Raw genomic sequence first — 21,152 nt, forward strand, 5'->3', positions numbered from 1 at the left:
ATGCGTTTGGTGGCGATAGCGGAGGGGTTCCACACGTACCCATCCCGAACACGACCGTTAAGCCCTCCAGCGCCGATGGTACTTGGACCGAAGGGTCCTGGGAGAGTAGGACGTTGCCAAGCGGACAACCAATTCATTGGTTGATTCACAATGTTATATATGTTATATGGGCTTTTAGCTCAGTTGGTTAGAGCGCACCTCTGATAAGGGTGAGGTCGGTGGTTCGAGTCCACCAAGGCCCACCATATAACATTATAGAGTAATTTTATGGGGCCATAGCTCAGCTGGGAGAGCGCCTGCCTTGCAAGCAGGAGGTCAGCGGTTCGATCCCGCTTGGCTCCACCATAAATTTTTAAATGAATAACTTTTTCAACTTGATCCTTGAAAACTGGATACCGAAACGAATTTGCGTTTTAGAACATCTTTTAGCATCTTGTGTAAACAAGTAAATGTTATTAGTGAGATGATTCCAAAGAGAATGTCATCGTATGATATTTTCCTGCGGAAAAATCAAGGTTAAGCTAATAAGAGCACACGGAGGATGCCTAGGCGCCAGGAGCCGACGAAGGACGTGGCGAACAACGAAACTGCCTCGGGGAGCTGTAAGCAAGCTTTGATCCGGGGGTGTCCGAATGGGGAAACCCAGCTGTGGTAATTCGCAGTTACTCATTTCTGAATACATAGGAAATGTAGAGGCAGACCAGGGGAACTGAAACATCTAAGTACCCTGAGGAAGAGAAAACAATAGTGATTCCGTCAGTAGCGGCGAGCGAACGCGGAACAGCCTAAACCTAAGAGCTTGCTCTTAGGGGTTGTGGGACGTCTCACATGGAGTTACAAAGGAATATGGTAGGTGAAGAGGTCTGGAAAGGCCCGCGATAGAGGTAAAAGCCCTGTAACCTAAACTGTGTTCTCTCCGAGACGGATCCCGAGTAGTGCGGGGCACGTGAAACCCCGTATGAATCCAGCAGGACCATCTGCTAAGGCTAAATACTACCTGGCGACCGATAGTGAAACAGTACCGTGAGGGAAAGGTGAAAAGCACCCCGGAAGGGGAGTGAAATAGAACCTGAAACCGTGTGCTTACAAAAAGTCAGAGCCCTATTAATGGGTGATGGCGTGCCTTTTGTAGAATGAACCGGCGAGTTACGTTTAACATGCAAGGTTAAGCCGAGAAGGTGGAGCCGCAGCGAAAGCGAGTCTGAATAGGGCGAATTAGTATGTGGACGTAGACCCGAAACCGTGTGATCTACCCCTGTCCAGGGTGAAGGTGCGGTAACACGCACTGGAGGCCCGAACCCACGTACGTTGAAAAGTGCGGGGATGAGGTGGGGGTAGCGGAGAAATTCCAATCGAACTCGGAGATAGCTGGTTCTCCCCGAAATAGCTTTAGGGCTAGCCTCGGTATAAGAGTAGTGGAGGTAGAGCACTGATTGGGTGCGGGGTCCGCAAGGATTACCAAGCTCAGTCAAACTCCGAATGCCATATACTTATTGCCGGGAGTCAGACAGTGAGTGCTAAGATCCATTGTCAAAAGGGAAACAGCCCAGACCATCAGCTAAGGTCCCCAAGTGTGTGTTAAGTGGGAAAGGATGTGGAGTTGCACAGACAACCAGGATGTTGGCTTAGAAGCAGCCACCATTGAAAGAGTGCGTAATAGCTCACTGGTCGAGTGACTCTGCGCCGAAAATGTAACGGGGCTAAACACACCACCGAAGCTATGGCTAGATACTATGTATCTGGGGTAGGGGAGCGTTGTGTAGGGGTTGAAGGTGTACTGAAAAGAGCGCTGGACACTACACAAGTGAGAATGCCGGTATGAGTAACGAAAAGATCAGTGAGAATCTGATCCGCCGAAAGCCCAAGGTTTCCTGAGGAAGGCTCGTCCGCTCAGGGTAAGTCGGGACCTAAGGCGAGGCCGAAAGGCGTAGTCGAAGGACAACAGTTTGAAATTACTGTACCACCGTAATCCGCTATGAGCGATGGGGTGACGCAGGAGGGTAGTGACGCGGACTGATGGATGTCCGTCTAAGCAGTGAGGCTGATGTGTAGGCAAATCCGCACATCATTAAGGCTGGGCTGTGATGGGGAGCGAAAATTATAGTAGCGAAGGTCATGATCTCACACTGCCAAGAAAAGCCTCTAGCCAGGAGAAGGTGCCCGTACCGCAAACCGACACAGGTAGGCGAGAAGAGAATTCTAAGGCGCGCGGAAGAACTCTCGTTAAGGAACTCGGCAAAATGACCCCGTAACTTCGGGAGAAGGGGTGCCCCGGTAGTGTGAATAGCACGAGGGGGCCGCAGTGAAAAGGCCCAAGCGACTGTTTAGCAAAAACACAGGTCTGTGCGAAGCCGCAAGGCGAAGTATACGGGCTGACGCCTGCCCGGTGCTGGAAGGTTAAGGGGAGTGGTTAGGGGTAACCCGAAGCTATGAACCGAAGCCCCAGTAAACGGCGGCCGTAACTATAACGGTCCTAAGGTAGCGAAATTCCTTGTCAGGTAAATTCTGACCCGCACGAATGGCGTAACGACTTGGGCGCTGTCTCAACGAGAGATCCGGTGAAATTTTAATACCTGTGAAGATGCAGGTTACCCGCGACAAGACGGAAAGACCCCATGGAGCTTTACTGCAGCTTGATATTGAATTTGGGTACGATCTGTACAGGATAGGTGGGAGCCGTAGAAATCGGAGCGCAAGCTTCGGTGGAGGCGCCGTTGGGATACCACCCTGATCGTATCTAGGTTCTAACCTAGTGCCCTTACCGGGTACGGGGACCGTGTCAGGCGGGCAGTTTGACTGGGGCGGTCGCCTCCTAAAGAGTAACGGAGGCGTTCCAAGGTTCCCTCAGAATGGTTGGAAATCATTCGCAGAGTGCAAAGGCATAAGGGAGCTTGACTGCGAGACCTACAAGTCGAGCAGGGACGAAAGTCGGACTTAGTGATCCGGTGGTACCGCATGGAAGGGCCATCGCTCAACGGATAAAAGCTACCCTGGGGATAACAGGCTTATCTCCCCCAAGAGTCCACATCGACGGGGAGGTTTGGCACCTCGATGTCGGCTCATCGCATCCTGGGGCTGAAGTAGGTCCCAAGGGTTGGGCTGTTCGCCCATTAAAGCGGTACGCGAGCTGGGTTCAGAACGTCGTGAGACAGTTCGGTCCCTATCTGTCGTGGGCGCAGGAAATTTGAGAGGAGCTGTCCTTAGTACGAGAGGACCGGGATGGACGTACCGCTGGTGCACCAGTTGTTCCGCCAGGAGCATGGCTGGGTAGCTACGTACGGACGGGATAAGCGCTGAAAGCATCTAAGCGTGAAGCCCCCCTCAAGATGAGATTTCCCAATTAGTAAGACCCCTTGAAGACGACGAGGTAGATAGGTTGGAGGTGGAAGTGCAGCAATGCATGGAGCTGACCAATACTAATCGGTCGAGGGCTTATCCTATACGTAGGATGCAAATTCGTTTCGGATTCAGTTTTCAGGGAGTCAAATTCCTGTTTGGATTGCTGTGGTACTGATATCGTTTGGAGAGATACCCAAGTGGCTATAAGGGGACCCTCTGCTAAGGGGTTAGACTGCGTAAGCGGTGCGTGGGTTCGAATCCCACTCTCTCCGCCATTTTCAATCCATAGCAATACTAATTATTGTGGCGGTGTAGCTCAGCTGGCTAGAGCGTACGGTTCATACCCGTGAGGTCGGGGGTTCGATCCCCTTCGCCGCTACCATAATACCTGGAGGCTTAGCTCAGCTGGGAGAGCATCTGCCTTACAAGCAGAGGGTCGGGGGTTCGATCCCCTCAGCCTCCACCATTTTCATCTTTTAGAATTGCTTTTACACCGTGCCGGTGTAGCTCAACTGGTAGAGCAACTGACTTGTAATCAGTAGGTTGGGGGTTCAAGTCCTCTCGCCGGCACCATTTTTAATTAATGCGGAACCGTGGTGTAGTTGGCCTAACATGCCTGCCTGTCACGCAGGAGACCGCGGGTTCGAATCCCGTCGGTTCCGCCATTTTTTCCACAAAATGAGTGGGAAGTGTAAGACTTTTCCGCTTAATTGTCATGTAATCTTATGGCTCGGTAGCTCAGTCGGTAGAGCAGAGGACTGAAAATCCTCGTGTCGGCGGTTCGATTCCGTCCCGAGCCACCTTTTTTGGGGGATTAGCGAAGTGGCCAAACGCATCAGACTGTAAATCTGCTCACGTACGTGTTCGGTGGTTCGAATCCATCATCCCCCACCATTTATGAGCCATTAGCTCAGTTGGTAGAGCACCTGACTTTTAATCAGGGTGTCGAAGGTTCGAGTCCTTCATGGCTCATCCCAAACAGAAAGTCACCACCTTAGGGTGGTGGCTTTTTTTGTGTTTTTATGTCGTATTATAGTAGCGCGCTGCTGTAGTGATTAACATAATATTAGAGAATATGCTAAAATAGGCGAAAAGAGCAAAAGTGGTGGAGTATGGTGACTATGGATAGCGAAACATTGCGGAAAAAGTTAGAGCAGCTCACCGGAAAGAAAACCGGAATCAAGCAGTTAGGGAGGCAACATTCAGCTTCTCTTTTTAGCCTGGGATTGGAAGCACAAGAACAGCCGGTAATCCATGAAGGTCATCTTTGGGCACCATTATATGAGACTGATGGACGTGTAACCGCTGTCTGGGTGGAATTGGATGGACTTAACTCTTTGGAAATACAATTAGTGAATTATGCAGTTCGAAACTTTGCAATTGCACTAAAAGCTACTGGGGTTAGAGAAGAAGGGGAAGCGGAGGCTCGGCAGCTGGGTATCTGGTTGAACACCGAACTGGAGCAAGAGAAAAATGACTCTGAGATACCCGATGAGATGGCTCTAAAGGGACGTTTATTCGGAGATATGGTTCCATTCCTACTTAGCAGTGAGAATGCACATAGCCCGCAGATCACTTATCGTTCCTTAATGAAGCTGCTGCGCAGCTATTTTGAGAATGAAATTCTGCTTATACCTCTTCAAGAAAAAGAATGGTTAATATTGGCCCGGAAGGAACTACTCACGGGCGGAGATGATAAGGATGAGGAAGAAGAGAGTGTAGATGAAATTCTGGCTCAGACCAGTATGGGCTTACACGAACTGATAGCCAGCGAATGGGTAGGTGTATTCCATTTGGCTGTAGCTCCGGCTATCGTTCCTGTTAAGGGATTGACGGGATCCGTGGCCTTGCTGAGGGAGACTATTGTACTCGGACGTATTTTCCAAGTGGGTGAATATATTCATTTACCTTGGGAGCTGCATTTGGAACGTTTGGTTAACAGCATTCCTGATGCACGGCGTAAACAGTTACTTGGACAGATTGGCGACTATTCTACCGTACTATCGGATAAAGAGATGCTGATGACCCTGGAGACGTTTTTTGAGATGGATTGTAATGTAAGTGAAACAGCCAAGAAGCTATATATTCATCGCAACACGCTTTTATACCGTCTGGACAAGATAAAACAGGAGACGGGTGCCGATGTGCGTAGCTTTGGGGACGCTGCTATTGTGAAGCTTACTATGCTTTTGTATAAAGTGACGAAAAGGAAATAGGTTTTTTGTGAACGTTACAAATAGCCACCGTGTCCCGTCTAGGGTAATATAAATGTACAAGGAAAAAAGAATTTTTCAATTAATCAATAATTAACTCGAGGGGGAAATACAATGGCAGGCGTACGTTTAGAGCATATTTTCAAAAAATACCCGGGTTCAGATAAAGCAACAGTAATGGATATCAATCTTGATATTAAAGATAAGGAATTTCTAGTATTGGTTGGACCATCCGGTTGCGGTAAATCCACAACTTTGCGTATGATCGCTGGTCTGGAAGAAATCTCCGAAGGTAAAATGTACATTGGCGATCGTGTAGTCAACGACGTTGCACCTAAAGACCGAGATATCGCGATGGTATTCCAATCCTACGCCCTGTATCCGCATATGAGCGTATACCAAAACATGGCTTTCGGTTTGAAACTTCGTAAAGTGAAGAAAGATGAAATCGACAAGAAAGTACGTGAAGCTGCTAGAATTCTCGATATCGAGCATTTGCTAGATCGTAAACCAAAAGCACTTTCCGGTGGTCAACGCCAACGTGTCGCTTTGGGACGCGCTATCGTACGTGATCCACAAGTCTTCTTGATGGATGAGCCTCTTTCCAACTTGGATGCTAAACTTCGTGGTCAAATGCGCGCTGAAATCACTAAACTGGTTAAACGCCTTGAAACCACTTGTATCTACGTAACGCATGACCAAACAGAAGCTATGACAATGGGTGACCGTATCGTAGTTATGTATGATGGTATCATTCAACAAGCTGCTTCCCCTGAAGAGTTGTACAATGAACCAACTAACCTGTTCGTAGCTGGATTTATCGGATCCCCTACAATGAACTTTATCAATGGTACTTTGTCCGAAGCAAACGGTTCTATCCGTTTCCGCGCTGAGAACCTTGATGTTGAAGTACCAGGCGGAAAAGCTCAAATCATCCGCAGCAAAGGCTACATTGGCAAAGAAGTAATTATGGGCGTTCGTCCAGAAGATATCCATGAAGAGCCAGTATTCTTGGAAGCTTCCCCGAACACAATCTTTACTTCATTGGTTGATGTAACTGAAAACCTTGGTCACGAAATGCTCCTTTACTTGAGCGGCCTTGGTAAATCTACTGTAATCGCTCGTGTAGATGGACGTTCCACTACTCGCGAAGGCAGCAAGCCAAAATTGGCTATCGATATGAACAAAGTTCACTTCTTCGATAAAGAATCCGAAGTTAACATTCTGTTGGGATAAGATCGCAGGATCTTTTCTCTCTTGATAAAGCCACCCGAAAGGGTGGCTTTATTGTTTAATTAGGGTCGTAATGGATAGGCGTTAAGATTGCATTCACAAGCGTTATCAATTAAGATAGCAGGAGAATTACCTCCGGAATTGTAATGAGATCGCTGTCAACCGGACGCAGTAAGCGGACATATACCGCAGGTGACGAAAGGACGAATTTACATGGCTAAGAAAGTAAAAGTATCTGAATTGGTACAACATTTTCAATTAGAGGTTATTTCCGGCCAGGAAGGTCTAAAACGACCTATTACGGTCGATGACCTGAATCGCCCTGGACTAGAGATTGCTGGTTATTTCGAATATTATCCGGAAGAACGTGTTCAATTATTAGGTAAGACAGAACTCGCATTCTTCTCCATGCTGCCTGAAGCTGAACGTAAAAGTAGGCTTCGTGGAATCTGTAATGACAATACCCCTTGTATCGTAATTACCCGTAGTTTGGATGTGCCACAGGAGTTAATTGATATAAGTAATGAAAAGGGACTTCCTGTGCTTCGTAGCTCGATGGCTACGACTATTTTCTCCAGCCGTTTGACGAGCTTCTTAGAAGGGAGATTAGCCCCTACAGCAACGATTCATGGTGTACTCTGTGATGTATATGGTGTAGGTATGCTGATTACTGGTAGTAGTGGTATTGGTAAGAGTGAGACAGCCCTTGAACTTGTAAAACGTGGACATAGACTGATCGCTGATGATGCCGTGGAAATCCGCCAGACTTCAGATAACCAGCTGCATGGTACAGCCCCTGAGTTGATCCGTCACTTGTTGGAAATTCGCGGAGTAGGTATCATTAACGTAATGACACTTTTTGGTGCGGGTGCTATCCGTAATCATAAACGGATTACACTTGTCGTTAGATTAGAGGCTTGGCAGCAAGACAAGCAGTATGACCGGCTTGGACTTGATGAGGAAACAACGCGGATTATTGATACCGATGTTCCACTTGTAACCATTCCTGTACGTCCAGGACGTAACCTTGCCGTTATTATTGAGGTTGCTGCGATGAACTATCGCCTGAAGCAAATGGGCTTTAATGCAGCCCTGCAGTTTACGAATAAGTTAACTGCAACCATATCTGAGGATATGGACGATCTCGATTAGGAGTGTGAGACAATGTTCCCATTAGCAATAGATCCTATTGTATTCTCAATTGGATCACTGCCTGTACACTGGTACGGGTTAATACTAGGGGTCGGTGCACTCGCGGGATTATTTCTTGCGATCCGCGAGGGCAAACGGTTCGGAATCCCGCAAGAATTCTTTATGGATATGCTGCTACTGGGTGTACCCTCGGCAATTATAGGGGCACGGATTTATTTTGTAGCTTTTAAATGGGACGATTATAAGCATAATCTGATAGACGTCTTTAAGATCTGGAATGGCGGCATCGCCATTTACGGCGCATTAATAGGAGCGATTATTTGCGGAATTATTTATTTCCGTTATAAGGGTTACCCTTTTTGGCGTATTGTTGATATTTGTGCACCTGGACTACTGGCGGGTCAAATGATTGGCCGCTGGGGAAACTTTGTCAACCAAGAGGCATACGGCAGCGTAGTTGAGGAATCTTTTTTACGGGATAAACTGCATTTACCTGACTTCATCGTTAATCAAATGTACATAGGAGATGCTTTTCATCATCCGACCTTCCTGTATGAATCTCTTTGGAGCTTACTAGGGATTGCGTTATTGATGGTTCTCCGTCGTCAGAAGTTTGTACGTGCTGGAGAAATCTTCATGTCTTACTTTATATGGTATTCCATCGGTCGGTTCTTCATCGAGGCTGTGCGTACTGACAGTTTAGCTTTTAACGGAAGTGCAGGACTGGCTTCGTTTATAAACGGCTTATGGAGTCCGATGGAATGGTTAGGTTTTGAACAAGGATATCTGGATCCTGCCTATGGTAATATTCGTATTTCTCAGCTGCTTTCTCTACTTATTATTGTGGCAGCTATATTGCTGATCGTTATTCGCAGAGTAACCGGAGAGCCTAAAGCACATTATTCTGACCCTATCGTATGTACTAAACCGATCCAAGCAGATACTGTAGTGCCAGAAAGCGCAGTAAATACACCGCAGAAAACTCGTCAAGGAACACAACCTGAGCAAGGACAGCCAGCGGATGGAGATAAGAAGGAGCAGTAAAACTTATGATAGAATGCGTTCTTTTTGATCTGGATGGAACGATTGTCGATACGAATGAGCTAATCATTAGCTCATTTATGTACGCGCTGAAGGACAATGGTCTGGCTCCACTGACCAGAGAAGAGATAATTCCGCATATGGGAACAACCCTTCAGCAACAGATGAGAGTATTCTCTGGACTAGAGGATGTAAATGGTACGTTAGAAAAGTCCTATCGTTCTTATAATAATGAGCATCATGATGAGTTAGTGCGTTCCTTTCCGCTTGTAAAGGAGACCATTGAGGAGCTCTCGCGTCGTGGGATCAAACTTGGGATTGTAACTACTAAGATCCGTCCAACAACGATCAAGACCCTGGAAAGGTTCGATTTACTTAAGTACATGGATACGATTGTGACTGTGAACGATGTTACTGAACCAAAGCCACATCCGGAGCCCGTACTGACAGCGGTCCACAACCTTGGTGTTGATCCTCGCAAAACCTTAATGATAGGTGACAGTGCAGTTGATATTCAATCAGCCAAAGCTGCCGGTGTATACGCTGCTGGAGTATCTTGGTCTTTGAAGGGCGAGGATACGCTCCGCAAGTATGATCCGGACTTTATCATCCATAACATGAAGGATATTATAGAAATTATGGAGCGAGGAACGAATGAATCGTGAGAAACGTAACCCGTTATCCAGTAGAAGGTCATAACTCACTTTGGTATATTTACCGTACGGTCAGCCCTTGGAAGGGTGTCCGCAACTTTATTTTTATTCAGATTGCCCGCTATTGTCCGATTCTACCGTTAAAGAATTGGATCTATCGACGGATGCTGGGGATGAAGGTTGGTAAACACACGGCTTTTGGTCTTATGGCAATGGTGGATGTGTTTTTTCCGGAGAAAATAACGGTAGGTGAGAATTCTATTATTGGTTATAACACGACGATTCTGGCGCATGAGTATCTGATCAAGGAATATCGTCTGGGCGAAGTGGTGATCGGTGAAAATGTATTGATCGGCGCGAATACAACGATTCTTCCCGGTGTAACCATTGGAGATTGGGCAGTTATAGCTGCTGGCTCCGTGGTGCACAAAAATGTGGCGGCTGGCTCTTTTGTCGGAGGCAATCCTCTGCGAGAGCTGCGCCCCTCTTCAACGGAAGAACATTCGGAACAAGTGTAAACGATGCTTTTTTAACCCTGCAGTTACATATTGCGTTTTTTTAGCGCAGGTTCTGCAGGGTTTCTTGCGTCTTAGAGAAGATTATTAAGGAAACTTTAAGTTCTTCTTAAGTTTTTAGAACAGATACATTCGATATAATTAGCGTTAGTGATAAGGCGAATCCCACGCTAGGCATTCAGCTTCAAATATCAGAATGTAAAATCAGCAGGTGCAGGCTTCCTGGTATTTTCAGTTTCCACATTCCGCTTAGCGTCTCTATGAACAACCATCATAGTAGAGAAGAGGAATATAATATGAACACTGCGAGACAGGAAAGGCTGCCCCAGCTGGATATTTTCAGAGCATTAGCGATCTTAGGCGTATTGCATGTGCATTCCTCATCTTTTGCCGCTGGAGAGCAGGCACTGCATTCCCCTTATTATTACTGGCTGAACTGGATCAACATTTTCTTTAAATTCGGTACGCCCTCATTTATTTTTCTGAGCAGCTTTGTATTGTTTTATAATTATTATGGGCGTCCTGTGACACGCAGCTTGATTATTAATTTCTACCGTCGTCGATTAAAGTATATTTTATTACCTTATCTGCTAGCCTCTATGGGCTATTACGCACTAACCTTATATGTGAACGGACGATTGACCCAGAACCTCGGTGGCAACCTGTACAGCTTTATTAGAGCGTTATTCTCAGGTTCCGCATATGCGCATTTGTATTTTGTATTTATCAGCATTCAGTTTTATTTGCTTTTTCCAGTACTGCTTAAGCTACTCCAGAGTTCCCGCTTTTTAATTAAATGGGCGGTTCCGCTCGGATTGGCACTTCAGTGGGGGTTTATTTTCTGGAATAAATACGAACTGCACATTGTTGAAAAAGGGAGCCTGGCGATCTCTTATCTGGCTTATTATATGATGGGTGCTTATATCGCAATTCACTTTGAGAAGGTGAAGACTTGGCTGATGAAGCCATGGAGGGGGCTAACTGCCAAGCAAAAAGGATGGACTGCCCTGTTAGTGAGCGGGTGGTTAATTGCAGCCTTTATCCATGTGCAGCTATGGTATGTGGCCCGCCATTTTGGGGTGTGGACGGATTCGCTGTGGTACGAGCTATTATGGAATGTCCATACGATGTTATCAGCATTGGTTCTGTTGTATGCTACATTCCTGATCTATCGTAAGGCCTCTCGCGGGATTGTTGCTTTTTTAACACGTTTGGGTGAACTCTCATTTGCGATATATTTGATTCATCCGCTATTGCTGGCGGTATATCGCAGGTTCCGATATCAGATTCCCCTAGAGTCGCTAACATATGTTTTGTTCATCTACGGAGGGCTTGTGGTCGCACTGGGAGGGAGCTGGCTTATTGTGCAGTTTGCTTTCCGGCGAGTTCCGGGTTCATGGATTATTTTTGGAAGCGTGCCTCGCTCTTTGGAATCCAGTCCGGAGGAAAAGTCAGGTTATATCTCTGAGGAACGGGCAAAGGGGTTCGTGCAGCAGGAGAAATAGCGTTAGAAGAAGGTCTGATACACGCACACGCTAAAACGTGGGGAAGTAGCCTTCATAATATTTGATTAAAAAGGCATCATTTCGATGCGGAGCTTAACAGGAGGAAAGATTATGAGACAAAAAGAAAGAATTCCGCAGCTGGATATTTTTCGGGCGATTGCTATTTTTGCAGTGCTGGCTATTCATGCTACTTCACGAACGTTGGCGGAGACACTAGGTACAAACATGTTTCATCCGTTCTTATTTATTAATAAATTCAGCCAGTTCGCCGTACCTTCATTCATATTTTTGAGTGGGTTCGTGCTCTTCTATAACTATATTGACCGTCCGCTGGGTGGCAAAACGCTAGGAAAGTTCTACACTAGAAGGCTGCTTTATATTATTGTGCCTTATGTAGTATTTTCACTGCTGTATTTTGCGTTAAAAATGAATGCCGGGAATACTTGGGGCTTACCTCCGGGGGAGATGGCTTCTAAGCTATGGAAGTATTTATGGACAGGAACGGCATATACGCATCTGTATTATATTATTATCATTATTCAGTTTTACGTGTTATTTCCGCTTATTTTGTGGTGTTTGCAAAAGGTTCGTCATCTGGCGGCTTGGGCGCCACTGATCGGGTTATTACTACAGTGGGGTTTTGTGCTGCTGAATAAATACATGACCAATCACGGGTATTGGCAGTTATCCAAGGGGAGTCTGGCGATCACTTATTTCTCGTATTTCCTGCTGGGTGCTGGGATTGCAGTGTATTACTCTTCTTTGAAAAAATGGTTAGTGCCTTCACGTGAAGGCTGGCGCGCCGGTAAAGGTCCGGTTTGGATTACGTTGTGGTTGTTATGGATTGTAGCAGGGGTTGTTCATGTTGAGCTATGGTTTAACAATTACACGAAAAAAACTGTCATCAACAGCTTATGGTATGAGGGTTTCTCTAATTTACATGCGCTGCTCTCTTGTGTGGTGCTGTTGCAAATCTCCTTCTTGCTCTATGGGGCGGGTCGTAGCTTGCTGACAAGACTTTTGGTATCTGTGGGAGCATGCTCCTTCGGAATTTATCTATTGCACCCTATGCTGCTGTATTTCTATAGAAAATTACCGTTTCACGGGGGTTCTCTTGCGTACATCGCAGCGATTGTAGGAGGATGGCTTGTTGCGCTGCTGGTTTCATGGCTGGCAGTGGCTCTCGTCTTCCGGTATGTGCCTGCGTCTTGGATTATTTTCGGATCAGGCGCACCAAAGAAAGCAAAAACAGGCTCCATAAGCGCATAGTCTACTGCTAGGTAATATAAAAGCGCCGGTCTCCCGTATATGCGGGTTGACCGGCGCTTTTATATTTTGTCTATTCTCCAGCTTGTTCCCGCTGAAACTCCGCAATAGCTTGATACTGGCTTTCCAGACTACGGTAGACGGAAATATAAATCGGCAGCAGCTGCTTGTACACTTTGGTATGTTCATCAATCGGATCATGCTGGTAAGTTGAACCGATCATGTCGAATACAACATCGAAGGAGTCCACACGGCCCGTTGCGTAAAGACCAAGCACTACTGCTCCGAGGCAGGAGCTTTCGATACTCTCCGGAATGATGACCTCTTGATCAAAAATATCAGACATCATCTGCCGCCAGACTGAGGAGCGGGCGAAGCCGCCTGTAGCCAAAATTTTGCTAGGACGCCCGATTTGCTCTTCCATAGCCAGCAGAACCATATACATATTGAAGATTACGCCTTCTAGTACCGAGCGAATCATATGCTCCTTATGGTGATTCATAGAAAGGCCGAAGAAGGAGCCACGAGCATCAGGATTCCACAGCGGTGCCCGTTCACCAGTTAAGTAAGGATGGAACAGAAGACCACCGCTACCTGCCGGAACTTGTTCCGCGATGCGCGTTAGAACCTCGTAAGGGTCAATGCCAAGACGTTTGGCGGTTTCGACTTCAGAAGCAGCGAACTCATCCCGTACCCAGCGGAACAACATACCGCCGTTATTAACGGGCCCTCCGATCACCCAATGTTTTGGGGTTAAGTTATAACAGAAGGTCCGTCCTTTAGGGTCGGTAAGCGGGTGATCCACTACGGTGCGAATCGCTCCGCTTGTTCCAATCGTAGCAGCCACTACACCGGGTTTAATCGCGCCTACGCCAAGGTTGGACAAGACACCATCACTGGCTCCTACGACAAAAGGTGTCGTGGGGAGCAGTAACAGCTCCTCTGCTAGACCGGGAAGCAGGCCTTGCATGATCTCTGTGGTGGGAACAAGCCGTGAGAGTTGATCTGGTGAAATATGGGCTATCTCCAGGGCCTCTTTATCCCACTCCAAAAGTTCAAGGTTGAGCATGCCTGTAGAAGAGGCAATGGAATGATCGATGATGTATTCGCCGAACAGCCGAGCGAATATGTATTCTTTTATAGAAATGAATTTATAGGCTTGTTGGAACAACTCAGGCTGCTCATCCCGAAGCCACATTAGCTTGGTAATCGGTGACATAGGATGAATAGGCGTTCCTGTGCGCAAGTACAACTCATGTCCGTTAAACTCGTTCTTCAGGCGAAGTGCAGACCCGGCACTACGGTTGTCAGCCCAAGTGATGCAGGCAGTAAGTGGTTTACCCAGCTGATCAATTGCAATGACACTGTGCATGGCTGAACTGAAAGAGACGAATAGGATCTTATCTGGAGATACGGCGCTTTGCCGCATGACATTAGAGAGGGTATGAAAGACTGCACGTAGGATTTGCTCTGGGTCCTGCTCCGCTATAGAAGGGGAGGGTTGATGCAAGGGATAACCCATATTCGCTTGTGCAACTATGGCTCCATTCTCCTCGAAGAGAACTGCCTTTGTACTTGTAGTACCAATATCAACGCCAATCATATAGGATTTAGTCAAGCGTTAGCCCTTCTTTCTAGGTGAAAGTATATTTTTAGAACACCAATTACAAAATTATGAAGTACAATCGTATTAGCTCATTATAGTATTCGATAAGCGGGGAGGCAAAAATAAAGAAAATGCCAAACGCTCAACTAAGGGTTTGATTGACGAAAAAGCAGTGAACATGATACGATATTGAAAATACTTTAATTTGCTACCACTTTACCATAGTAAAGTAAACATAAACAGTATCTAATGATAACTGACGAGGTGAACAATGAAGATGTCCAAACCAAAGGGATTTGAGAAGCCGTCTGGCGTTCGGGACTATCTGCCCCGGGCCGTAACGAAATTGCGCAAAATTGAGAACGATGTACTGCATTGCATGAGTCGCTGGGGATATCAGCAAATGATGACTCCAACGTTGGAATATTACGATACAGTTGGCGTGGCTAGCTCTACGTCCGACCAGAAGCTCTATAAATTACTTAACAATCGTGGTCAGGCTTTGGTGCTTCGATCAGAAATGACTGCCCCGGTTGCCCGTGTTGTTGCCTCTCTATTAAAGGATGAGCCACTGCCATTGCGTCTGTCATATCACGCGAATGTATTCCGTGCCATTGAGGAAGAAGCGGGGCGGGAAGCGGAGTTCTTCCAGACAGGTGTAGAGCTGGTAGGTGATGATTCACCTGAAGCTGATGCGGAGGTAGTTGCGCTTGCTATTTCTTCGCTGCAAGCCGCGGGTGTGAAGTCTTTTAAGATCGCTATGGGGCATGTAGGCTTTCTAAATGGGTTATTTCAAGAGGCACTTCCTGAACTGCCTGAGGCTCAAGAGGAGCTGAAAAGTCATTTGCTGGGCCGTGACTATGTTTCTTTCCGGGAGACTTTACGGCGGCTGGATCTTACAGAAGCGCAGAAGAACGAACTGGATGGGCTGCTGCGTCTGCGCGGAGGCAAGGAGATTTGTGGACAGGCGCTAGAGCTGAGCAATCATCCGCTCGCGCGTCATTCGATTGATCATTTGTGCAAGGTGTGGGAGGTGCTGGTCTCTTACGGCGTATCACAGCATGTACTGATTGATCTGACGATGATCGGGGACTTTTCCTATTATACTGGCATGACTTTTGAAGGTTATGCAGCGGAATTAGGATTTCCGGTATGCAGTGGTGGTAGATACGACAATCTGCTGCAACAGTTTGGGCGTCCGATCCCATCCACAGGATTTTCCTTAAAAACGAATCGCATCCTGGATGGTGTAACTGGAGTGGTCGAAGAGGAAGAGCTGCCTATTTTGATCCAATATGATGCGATTCGCAGAAAAGAAGGCTTGGAAGAGGCAACACGCCTGCGGTCAGAGGGTCATGCAGTCGTTACTAGACTTGCTGCAGGTCCAGAAGAGCTTGAAACGGTGAAGCGTTTGGATACGGACACGGTTGAAGCAGAGGGTGTACGGTACGGTGAGATCTATACATTCGTATCTTTTGTAAGTGAGCATGGCTGAGGATATCGCTAGTACAAAAAGCGATTAACATAAATTTTGCATGGAGATGGAAAAGGAGGCAACTTAACAATGGCACAGATATTGAAGGTGGCTATGCCAAAAGGCCGGATTTACGAAAAGGCTGCTGAGCTGTTCCGCCAGGCAGGTCTTCCGATTCCACCGGACGGTGAGGCATCACGCAAGCTTGTTATTCCGCTGCCTGAGGCAGGGATGGAGTTTATATTGGCGAAACCAGTAGATGTACCTACATATGTAGAATATGGCGTGGCGGATATTGGTATCGTGGGCAAGGATGTTTTGCTGGAGGAAGATCGTGATGTATACGAGCTGCTTGATCTTGGCATTGCCCGCTGCCGGATGTCGATCATCGGATTGCCGAACTGGCAGCCGGGAATTCAGCAGCGTGTAGCGACGAAATATCCGAATGTAGCTTCAAGGTATTTTAGGGAGCAGGGCCAACAGGTCGAGGTAGTGAAGCTGAATGGATCCATCGAGCTTGCACCACTGATTGGTCTGGCCGATCGTATTGTGGATATGGTAGAGACCGGGCAAACGCTGCGGGACAACGGATTAATCGAAATGAAGAGTATATTCGAAATTACAAGCCGCCTGGTGGCAAATCGTGTGAGCTATCGGATGAAAAATGAAGAGATACAGCAACTGTGTGACCGACTACAGGCAGTTATAGGGCAACCTAATTTGCGGTAGGCGGCAACAGATGTTAGGGGTAAAGGGAGGAACCAGCGATGAAGGTTGTGTCGAGCAAGGACTTTAAGCTAGAGCGGGAAGTGGAGTATGGTACGCCAGAGCAAAATCAGGCGGTAAAGGAAATTGTGGCCGCCATTAAAAAAGAAGGAGACACAGCGCTTCTTCGCTATACGGAGCAATTTGACCGGGTTGCACTTACGCCGAATCAACTGCGGGTAACGCCGGAAGAGCTTCAGGCAGCGTATGGCCGAGTAGAGCAATCTTTCGTATCTGCCATTCAAGCAGCTGCAGCCAATATCCGGGCGTTCCATGCCAGACAGAAACGGAATTCATGGATGGATTTGCAGCCGGATGGCACGATTCTGGGGCAGATTATTCGTCCGCTGAAGCGGGTAGGGGTATATGTACCTGGTGGCAAAGCAGCTTATCCCTCCTCGGTGCTGATGAACGTGATCCCAGCACAGATCGCGGGTGTGCCGGAGATCGTCATGGTGACTCCGCCATCCACCGGCGGTAAAGAAGGGATTGATCCTTACATCCTGGTTGCTGCTGCAGAAGCAGGTGTGAATGAAATCTACCGTGTGGGCGGAGCGCAGGCGGTAGCTGCTTTGGCTTTTGGGACGGAGAGCATAGCGCCGGTAGATAAAATATGTGGGCCCGGCAACATATACGTTGCGCTGGCTAAACGCGAGGTATATGGCGCCGTGGATATCGACAGTATCGCGGGTCCAAGCGAAATTGTCGTGCTGGCAGATGAGACCGCTGAGCCGGCTTATGTCGCAGCGGATCTGCTCTCGCAGGCCGAGCATGACGAGATGGCCTCGGCGATTCTGGTCACGCCATCGCAGAGCCTGGCGGATAACGTGGCGGCCGAAGTGGAGCGTCAGCTGCAAGAGCTGCCGCGTCAGGCGATCGCCCGTTCTTCGGTAGAGAATTACGGCGCGATCATTGTTGTGGAATCTATGGAGGAAGGGATCTCCGTAGTGAATAGACTGGCACCAGAGCATCTGGAGATTGTTGTCGAAGATCCTATGGGCCTCGTAGGCAGCATTGAGAATGCTGGAGCCATCTTCCTGGGAGCGTATAGCTCCGAGCCCGTGGGTGATTATTTTGCAGGGCCAAATCATATTATCCCAACCAATGGGACCGCACGTTTCTCGTCACCAGTGGATGTGGATGATTTTATTAAAAAATCAAGTCTGATCTATTACAGTAAGGAAGCACTCTTGCGTGATGGGAAGACCATTATAGAGCTGGCACGTCGCGAAGGCTTAGAAGGCCACGCACGAGCCATTGAGATTCGACTCAAGAACGAAGGAAAAGGTGGAGACGGATATGGAGAACAATAACGAACAGGCCCTGCGCCAAGCTGGATTAAGCCGTAAAACAAACGAGACGGATATAAAGTTGTCTCTTAACGTAGATGGAAGTGGAGTTTCAGAGCTGGAGACGGATGTTCCTTTTCTGAATCATATGTTGGATCTGTTCACGAAGCACGGACAATTTGACCTGTCTGTACAGGCGCGTGGAGACATCGAGATTGATGACCACCACACGGTTGAAGACATTGGGATCTGCCTAGGGCAGGCACTGCACGAAGCACTGGGTGATAAAAAAGGAATCAAACGTTATGCGAGTGTTTTTGTACCGATGGATGAGGCGTTGGCGCAGGTTGTGATCGATATCAGCAATCGCCCGCACTTTGAATATCGTGCAACCTATCCTTCACAGCAGGTGGGCAGCTTTTCGACGGAGCTTGTTCAGGAGTTCCTGTGGAAGTTCGCGCTCGAAGCACGGATTACGTTACATGTTATCGTACACTACGGTTCTAACACACACCACATGATTGAGGCTGTATTCAAAGCGCTTGGACGGGCGCTGGATGAAGCAACTTTGATTGATCCCCGTGTGAAGGGTGTGCCTTCTACGAAGGGAGTGCTGTAGGATGACTGTTGCAATCGTCGATTATGGCATGGGCAACCTGCACAGTGTGAGTAAGGCGGTAGAACGTCTCGGTTATGAGTGTGTAGTGACGGGTGATGCCGAGCAAATTCTCGCTGCTGATAGTGTCATTCTGCCAGGTGTCGGTGCATTTGGCGATGCGATGGGGCATTTGCGGGAGAATGGTTTGGATCTTGTCGTCAAACAGGTAGCCGCTGGAGAGCAGCCTCTGCTTGGGATCTGTCTTGGCATGCAGCTGTTGTTTAGCACCGGTGAAGAGCATGGCAGCCATGAGGGGCTAGATATTCTCTCGGGTTCAGTGGTGCGGTTCGCTCCTAGAGATGGCTATAAGGTGCCGCATATGGGGTGGAACAAGCTCAGCTTTAGACAGCCGGAGAATCCGCTTTTTGTTGGCCTTGAGGAGGGGCATGTGTATTTTGTCCACTCTTATCACGCGCTTGTAGCAAAAGAGAGTGATCTGCTGGCTGTCACGGATTATGGTTACCCAGTCACGGCTATTGTCGGGCAAGATAATGTGTTCGGTATGCAGTTCCATCCGGAAAAAAGCGGAGAGCTGGGAATCAAGCTGTTGGGTAATTTTTTGAAGATTAAGAGAGAGCGGGCGTAAGCCACGCTATAAATATAATGTAACGAAAGTGGGGAGCGCCAAATGTCTTCTTTTATTGTATATCCGGCGATTGATATCCGGGATGGAAAATGCGTCAGGCTGCAGCAGGGGGATTACAATCAGGAAACGATATACAATGATAGTCCACTAAAGGTGGCAAAATCATGGGAAGAGCAAGGTGGAAAGTTCATTCATTTGGTGGACTTAGATGGTGCGAAAGCGGGTCATCCTGTGAACGATGCGATTATCGGTGCTATTGCTGCTAATGCTAACGTTCCTGTGCAGGTGGGTGGCGGTCTTCGCAATCTTGCGGACGTAGAGAAATTGCTCGGACTTGGCGTTAGCCGCATTATTATCGGTACTGCTGCGATTAATGATCATGCTTTTACCGAAGAGGTATTGGCAAAATACGGCGATAAAGTCGCGATCGGCATTGATGCGCGCAACGGTTATGTTGCGACACACGGCTGGCTGAACACCTCTGAAGTACGTGCTGAAGCTCTTGCCAAGGAATTGGCGGCAAAAGGAGCCGAGACATTCATTTACACCGACATCTCCCGCGACGGGATGATGCAGGGACCGAACGTGGACGGTATCCTGTCCATGGCGCAGGCCAGCGGTAAAACTGTGATCGCGTCCGGCGGAGTCACCAGTCTTGATGATCTGTTGCGTCTGAACGTGCACAGCGGCAGCGGTGTAGGCGGAGCTATTGTTGGCAAGGCGTTATATACGGGCAATATTGATCTTTCTGGAGCTTTGCGAGCGCTTGGGCAGAAATAGCGTTGGGCGAGCGCGCTAATTGATGAGCGGATGAACAAAAAGACGACATGAGCTAGCCAAGGAATAGTGGATCAATGAAACAGACAGAACCAACGGTTAAAGAAATAGACTTAACAGTAACGTAGTGAACAAAAATCACTAAATCACCAAACTAATTAATAAACGAGCGAATGAACAAAAAGACAATAGATGAACTATTAAATGAGCAGTGGGTTAAAGAAATAGACGTAACAGTAAATGAGTAACTAATAATAATTAAATGAACGCCCAGAGAAGCAAACTAGCAAAAGTTAAACGAACAAACGAACAAACGAACAAACGAACAAACGAACAAACGAACAAACCAGCAAACCAGCAAAAGGGCTTAATAACAAAGCAACAAACCAACAAAAGAGCTAAAACAAACCAGCTGGCCAATAAAGCAACAAACCCAACTAGCTAATGTGTTTTCACTTTGCAAAAATCTCATCTCATTACGAATGGCATAACGACTTGAGCGCTGTTTCAACGAGGGATCCGGTGAAATTTTAATACCTGTGAAAATGGAGGTTACCCGCTAGCTAAAACCCGCTGCACAATCTGCTACAATAGGCGTAATGAGGCGGCGGGAAGGGTATTTTTCCTCGGATGATGATTTAAGTGTACTTTATACAGCTATTTTTCACATTTAGAGCTGATTAGCTAATTTAGTTGTATTTCGTGCAGCTATAACTCAGAGATGAGTTGCTTTATAAGCTTATCCCCAGATTTAGTTGTACGAAATGCAGTTAAAAGAGTAGCTTGCAAAAAGGTTGATAAAATAACTGCACGTTGTGCAACTAAATACTCGTGGGCTTGCAGGTGGCGTGAGCCCTTCCGACCACATAAGGGCCAAAACCGCGGAACATGAAGGTGTTATGGGTCAAGGAAGCGGCTACGAAGGGGTTAGCGATCATAGCACATGTTCAGCCGTGTGGGCTATGGTTCAGCCGGATGGACTATGATCCGCCATGCCTTCAATCGAGGTTTCCAAAGGGCAGGGGCCTTTGGGCTCCCCCTGGGCTAAGAGGGCTTTAGGGGGACGGACACACTTTAGGT

Annotated in this window: 15 protein-coding genes, 10 tRNA genes and 2 rRNA genes; 26 read left to right on the plus strand and 1 reads right to left on the minus strand. The window is 47.4% G+C overall.

Going from position 1 to position 21,152, the window contains the following annotated elements:
* Positions 1–5 precede the first annotated feature (5 nt).
* The 20 genes from rrf (at position 6) to MHI32_RS00765 (ending at position 12,920) form a co-directional block, all read left to right on the plus strand.
* Positions 6–122: ribosomal RNA gene (gene rrf, locus MHI32_RS00670) — 5S ribosomal RNA — on the plus strand.
* Positions 123–168: 46 nt separating this feature from the next.
* Positions 169–245, plus strand: a tRNA-Ile gene (locus MHI32_RS00675).
* Between the two features lie 24 nt (positions 246–269).
* Positions 270–345, plus strand: a tRNA-Ala gene (locus MHI32_RS00680).
* Between the two features lie 169 nt (positions 346–514).
* Positions 515–3,440, plus strand: a 23S ribosomal RNA gene (locus tag MHI32_RS00685).
* An 82-nt stretch (positions 3,441–3,522) separates the two neighbouring features.
* Positions 3,523–3,614: transfer RNA gene (locus MHI32_RS00690), tRNA-Ser, on the plus strand.
* Between the two features lie 30 nt (positions 3,615–3,644).
* A tRNA-Met gene (locus MHI32_RS00695) sits at positions 3,645–3,721 on the plus strand.
* Positions 3,722–3,729: 8 nt separating this feature from the next.
* Positions 3,730–3,805: transfer RNA gene (locus tag MHI32_RS00700), tRNA-Val, on the plus strand.
* A gap of 31 nt (positions 3,806–3,836) precedes the next feature.
* Positions 3,837–3,912: transfer RNA gene (locus tag MHI32_RS00705), tRNA-Thr, on the plus strand.
* Between the two features lie 14 nt (positions 3,913–3,926).
* Positions 3,927–4,004 (plus strand) — tRNA-Asp (locus MHI32_RS00710).
* A gap of 62 nt (positions 4,005–4,066) precedes the next feature.
* A tRNA-Phe gene (locus MHI32_RS00715) sits at positions 4,067–4,139 on the plus strand.
* Positions 4,140–4,147: 8 nt separating this feature from the next.
* A tRNA-Tyr gene (locus MHI32_RS00720) sits at positions 4,148–4,233 on the plus strand.
* Between the two features lie 5 nt (positions 4,234–4,238).
* Positions 4,239–4,311: transfer RNA gene (locus tag MHI32_RS00725), tRNA-Lys, on the plus strand.
* Positions 4,312–4,460: 149 nt separating this feature from the next.
* Positions 4,461–5,555 carry a helix-turn-helix domain-containing protein gene (locus MHI32_RS00730; protein WP_339189091.1) on the plus strand — a complete coding sequence of 365 codons (1,095 nt, stop codon included), beginning with the start codon at positions 4,461–4,463 and terminating at the stop codon, positions 5,553–5,555.
* A gap of 111 nt (positions 5,556–5,666) precedes the next feature.
* Positions 5,667–6,788 (plus strand): sn-glycerol-3-phosphate ABC transporter ATP-binding protein UgpC, encoded by a 1,122-nt coding sequence (gene ugpC / locus MHI32_RS00735; protein WP_076126826.1) that lies wholly within the window; start codon positions 5,667–5,669, stop codon positions 6,786–6,788.
* 210 nt (positions 6,789–6,998) lie between these two features.
* Complete coding sequence (hprK, locus tag MHI32_RS00740) at positions 6,999–7,937, plus strand: HPr(Ser) kinase/phosphatase (protein ID WP_036687047.1); 939 nt, start codon at positions 6,999–7,001, stop codon at positions 7,935–7,937.
* Between the two features lie 12 nt (positions 7,938–7,949).
* Positions 7,950–8,981 carry a prolipoprotein diacylglyceryl transferase gene (gene lgt / locus MHI32_RS00745; protein WP_076126827.1) on the plus strand — a complete coding sequence of 344 codons (1,032 nt, stop codon included), beginning with the start codon at positions 7,950–7,952 and terminating at the stop codon, positions 8,979–8,981.
* Positions 8,982–8,986: 5 nt separating this feature from the next.
* Entirely contained in the window at positions 8,987–9,643 is a 657-nt protein-coding gene (ppaX, locus tag MHI32_RS00750; RefSeq protein WP_076126829.1) for a pyrophosphatase PpaX, read from the plus strand.
* Entirely contained in the window at positions 9,640–10,149 is a 510-nt protein-coding gene (locus tag MHI32_RS00755; protein WP_172628771.1) for an acyltransferase, read from the plus strand. The genes ppaX and MHI32_RS00755 overlap by 4 nt, the downstream gene beginning before the upstream one ends.
* Before the next feature lie 293 nt (positions 10,150–10,442).
* A complete protein-coding gene (locus tag MHI32_RS00760) occupies positions 10,443–11,651 on the plus strand; it encodes an acyltransferase (protein WP_076179137.1) in 1,209 nt (402 codons plus the stop codon).
* 111 nt (positions 11,652–11,762) lie between these two features.
* Positions 11,763–12,920 carry an acyltransferase gene (locus tag MHI32_RS00765; RefSeq protein WP_339189093.1) on the plus strand — a complete coding sequence of 386 codons (1,158 nt, stop codon included), beginning with the start codon at positions 11,763–11,765 and terminating at the stop codon, positions 12,918–12,920.
* Between the two features lie 70 nt (positions 12,921–12,990).
* Here MHI32_RS00765 and gntK read toward each other — a convergent pair whose 3' ends face one another.
* Positions 12,991–14,520 (minus strand): gluconokinase, encoded by a 1,530-nt coding sequence (gene gntK, locus MHI32_RS00770; RefSeq protein ID WP_076303380.1) that lies wholly within the window; start codon positions 14,518–14,520, stop codon positions 12,991–12,993.
* A 280-nt stretch (positions 14,521–14,800) separates the two neighbouring features.
* On the opposite strand from gntK, the gene MHI32_RS00775 reads away from it, so the two are divergent.
* The 6 genes from MHI32_RS00775 to hisA all read left to right on the plus strand — a co-directional run bounded on the left by MHI32_RS00775 (position 14,801) and on the right by hisA (position 20,075).
* The gene (locus tag MHI32_RS00775; protein WP_036687060.1) at positions 14,801–16,018 is read left to right on the plus strand and encodes an ATP phosphoribosyltransferase regulatory subunit; all 1,218 of its coding nucleotides are present in this window, start codon (positions 14,801–14,803) and stop codon (positions 16,016–16,018) included.
* 69 nt (positions 16,019–16,087) lie between these two features.
* Entirely contained in the window at positions 16,088–16,726 is a 639-nt protein-coding gene (hisG, locus tag MHI32_RS00780; protein WP_036687062.1) for an ATP phosphoribosyltransferase, read from the plus strand.
* 38 nt (positions 16,727–16,764) lie between these two features.
* A complete protein-coding gene (hisD, locus tag MHI32_RS00785; protein ID WP_076126836.1) occupies positions 16,765–18,075 on the plus strand; it encodes a histidinol dehydrogenase in 1,311 nt (436 codons plus the stop codon).
* Complete coding sequence (gene hisB / locus MHI32_RS00790) at positions 18,062–18,670, plus strand: imidazoleglycerol-phosphate dehydratase HisB (protein ID WP_036687073.1); 609 nt, start codon at positions 18,062–18,064, stop codon at positions 18,668–18,670. The genes hisD and hisB overlap by 14 nt, the downstream gene beginning before the upstream one ends.
* 1 nt (position 18,671) lies before the next feature.
* Positions 18,672–19,295 (plus strand): imidazole glycerol phosphate synthase subunit HisH, encoded by a 624-nt coding sequence (gene hisH, locus MHI32_RS00795; RefSeq protein ID WP_076126837.1) that lies wholly within the window; start codon positions 18,672–18,674, stop codon positions 19,293–19,295.
* 42 nt (positions 19,296–19,337) lie between these two features.
* Positions 19,338–20,075: a 1-(5-phosphoribosyl)-5-[(5-phosphoribosylamino)methylideneamino]imidazole-4-carboxamide isomerase gene (gene hisA / locus MHI32_RS00800; protein WP_339189097.1), complete on the plus strand. Its 738-nt coding sequence runs from the start codon at positions 19,338–19,340 to the stop codon at positions 20,073–20,075.
* The last annotated feature ends 1,077 nt before the right edge of the window (positions 20,076–21,152 follow it).

Origin of the sequence: Paenibacillus sp. FSL H7-0690, assembly GCF_037980415.1 — a bacterium.
Classification (GTDB): domain Bacteria; phylum Bacillota; class Bacilli; order Paenibacillales; family Paenibacillaceae; genus Paenibacillus_AQ; species Paenibacillus_AQ odorifer.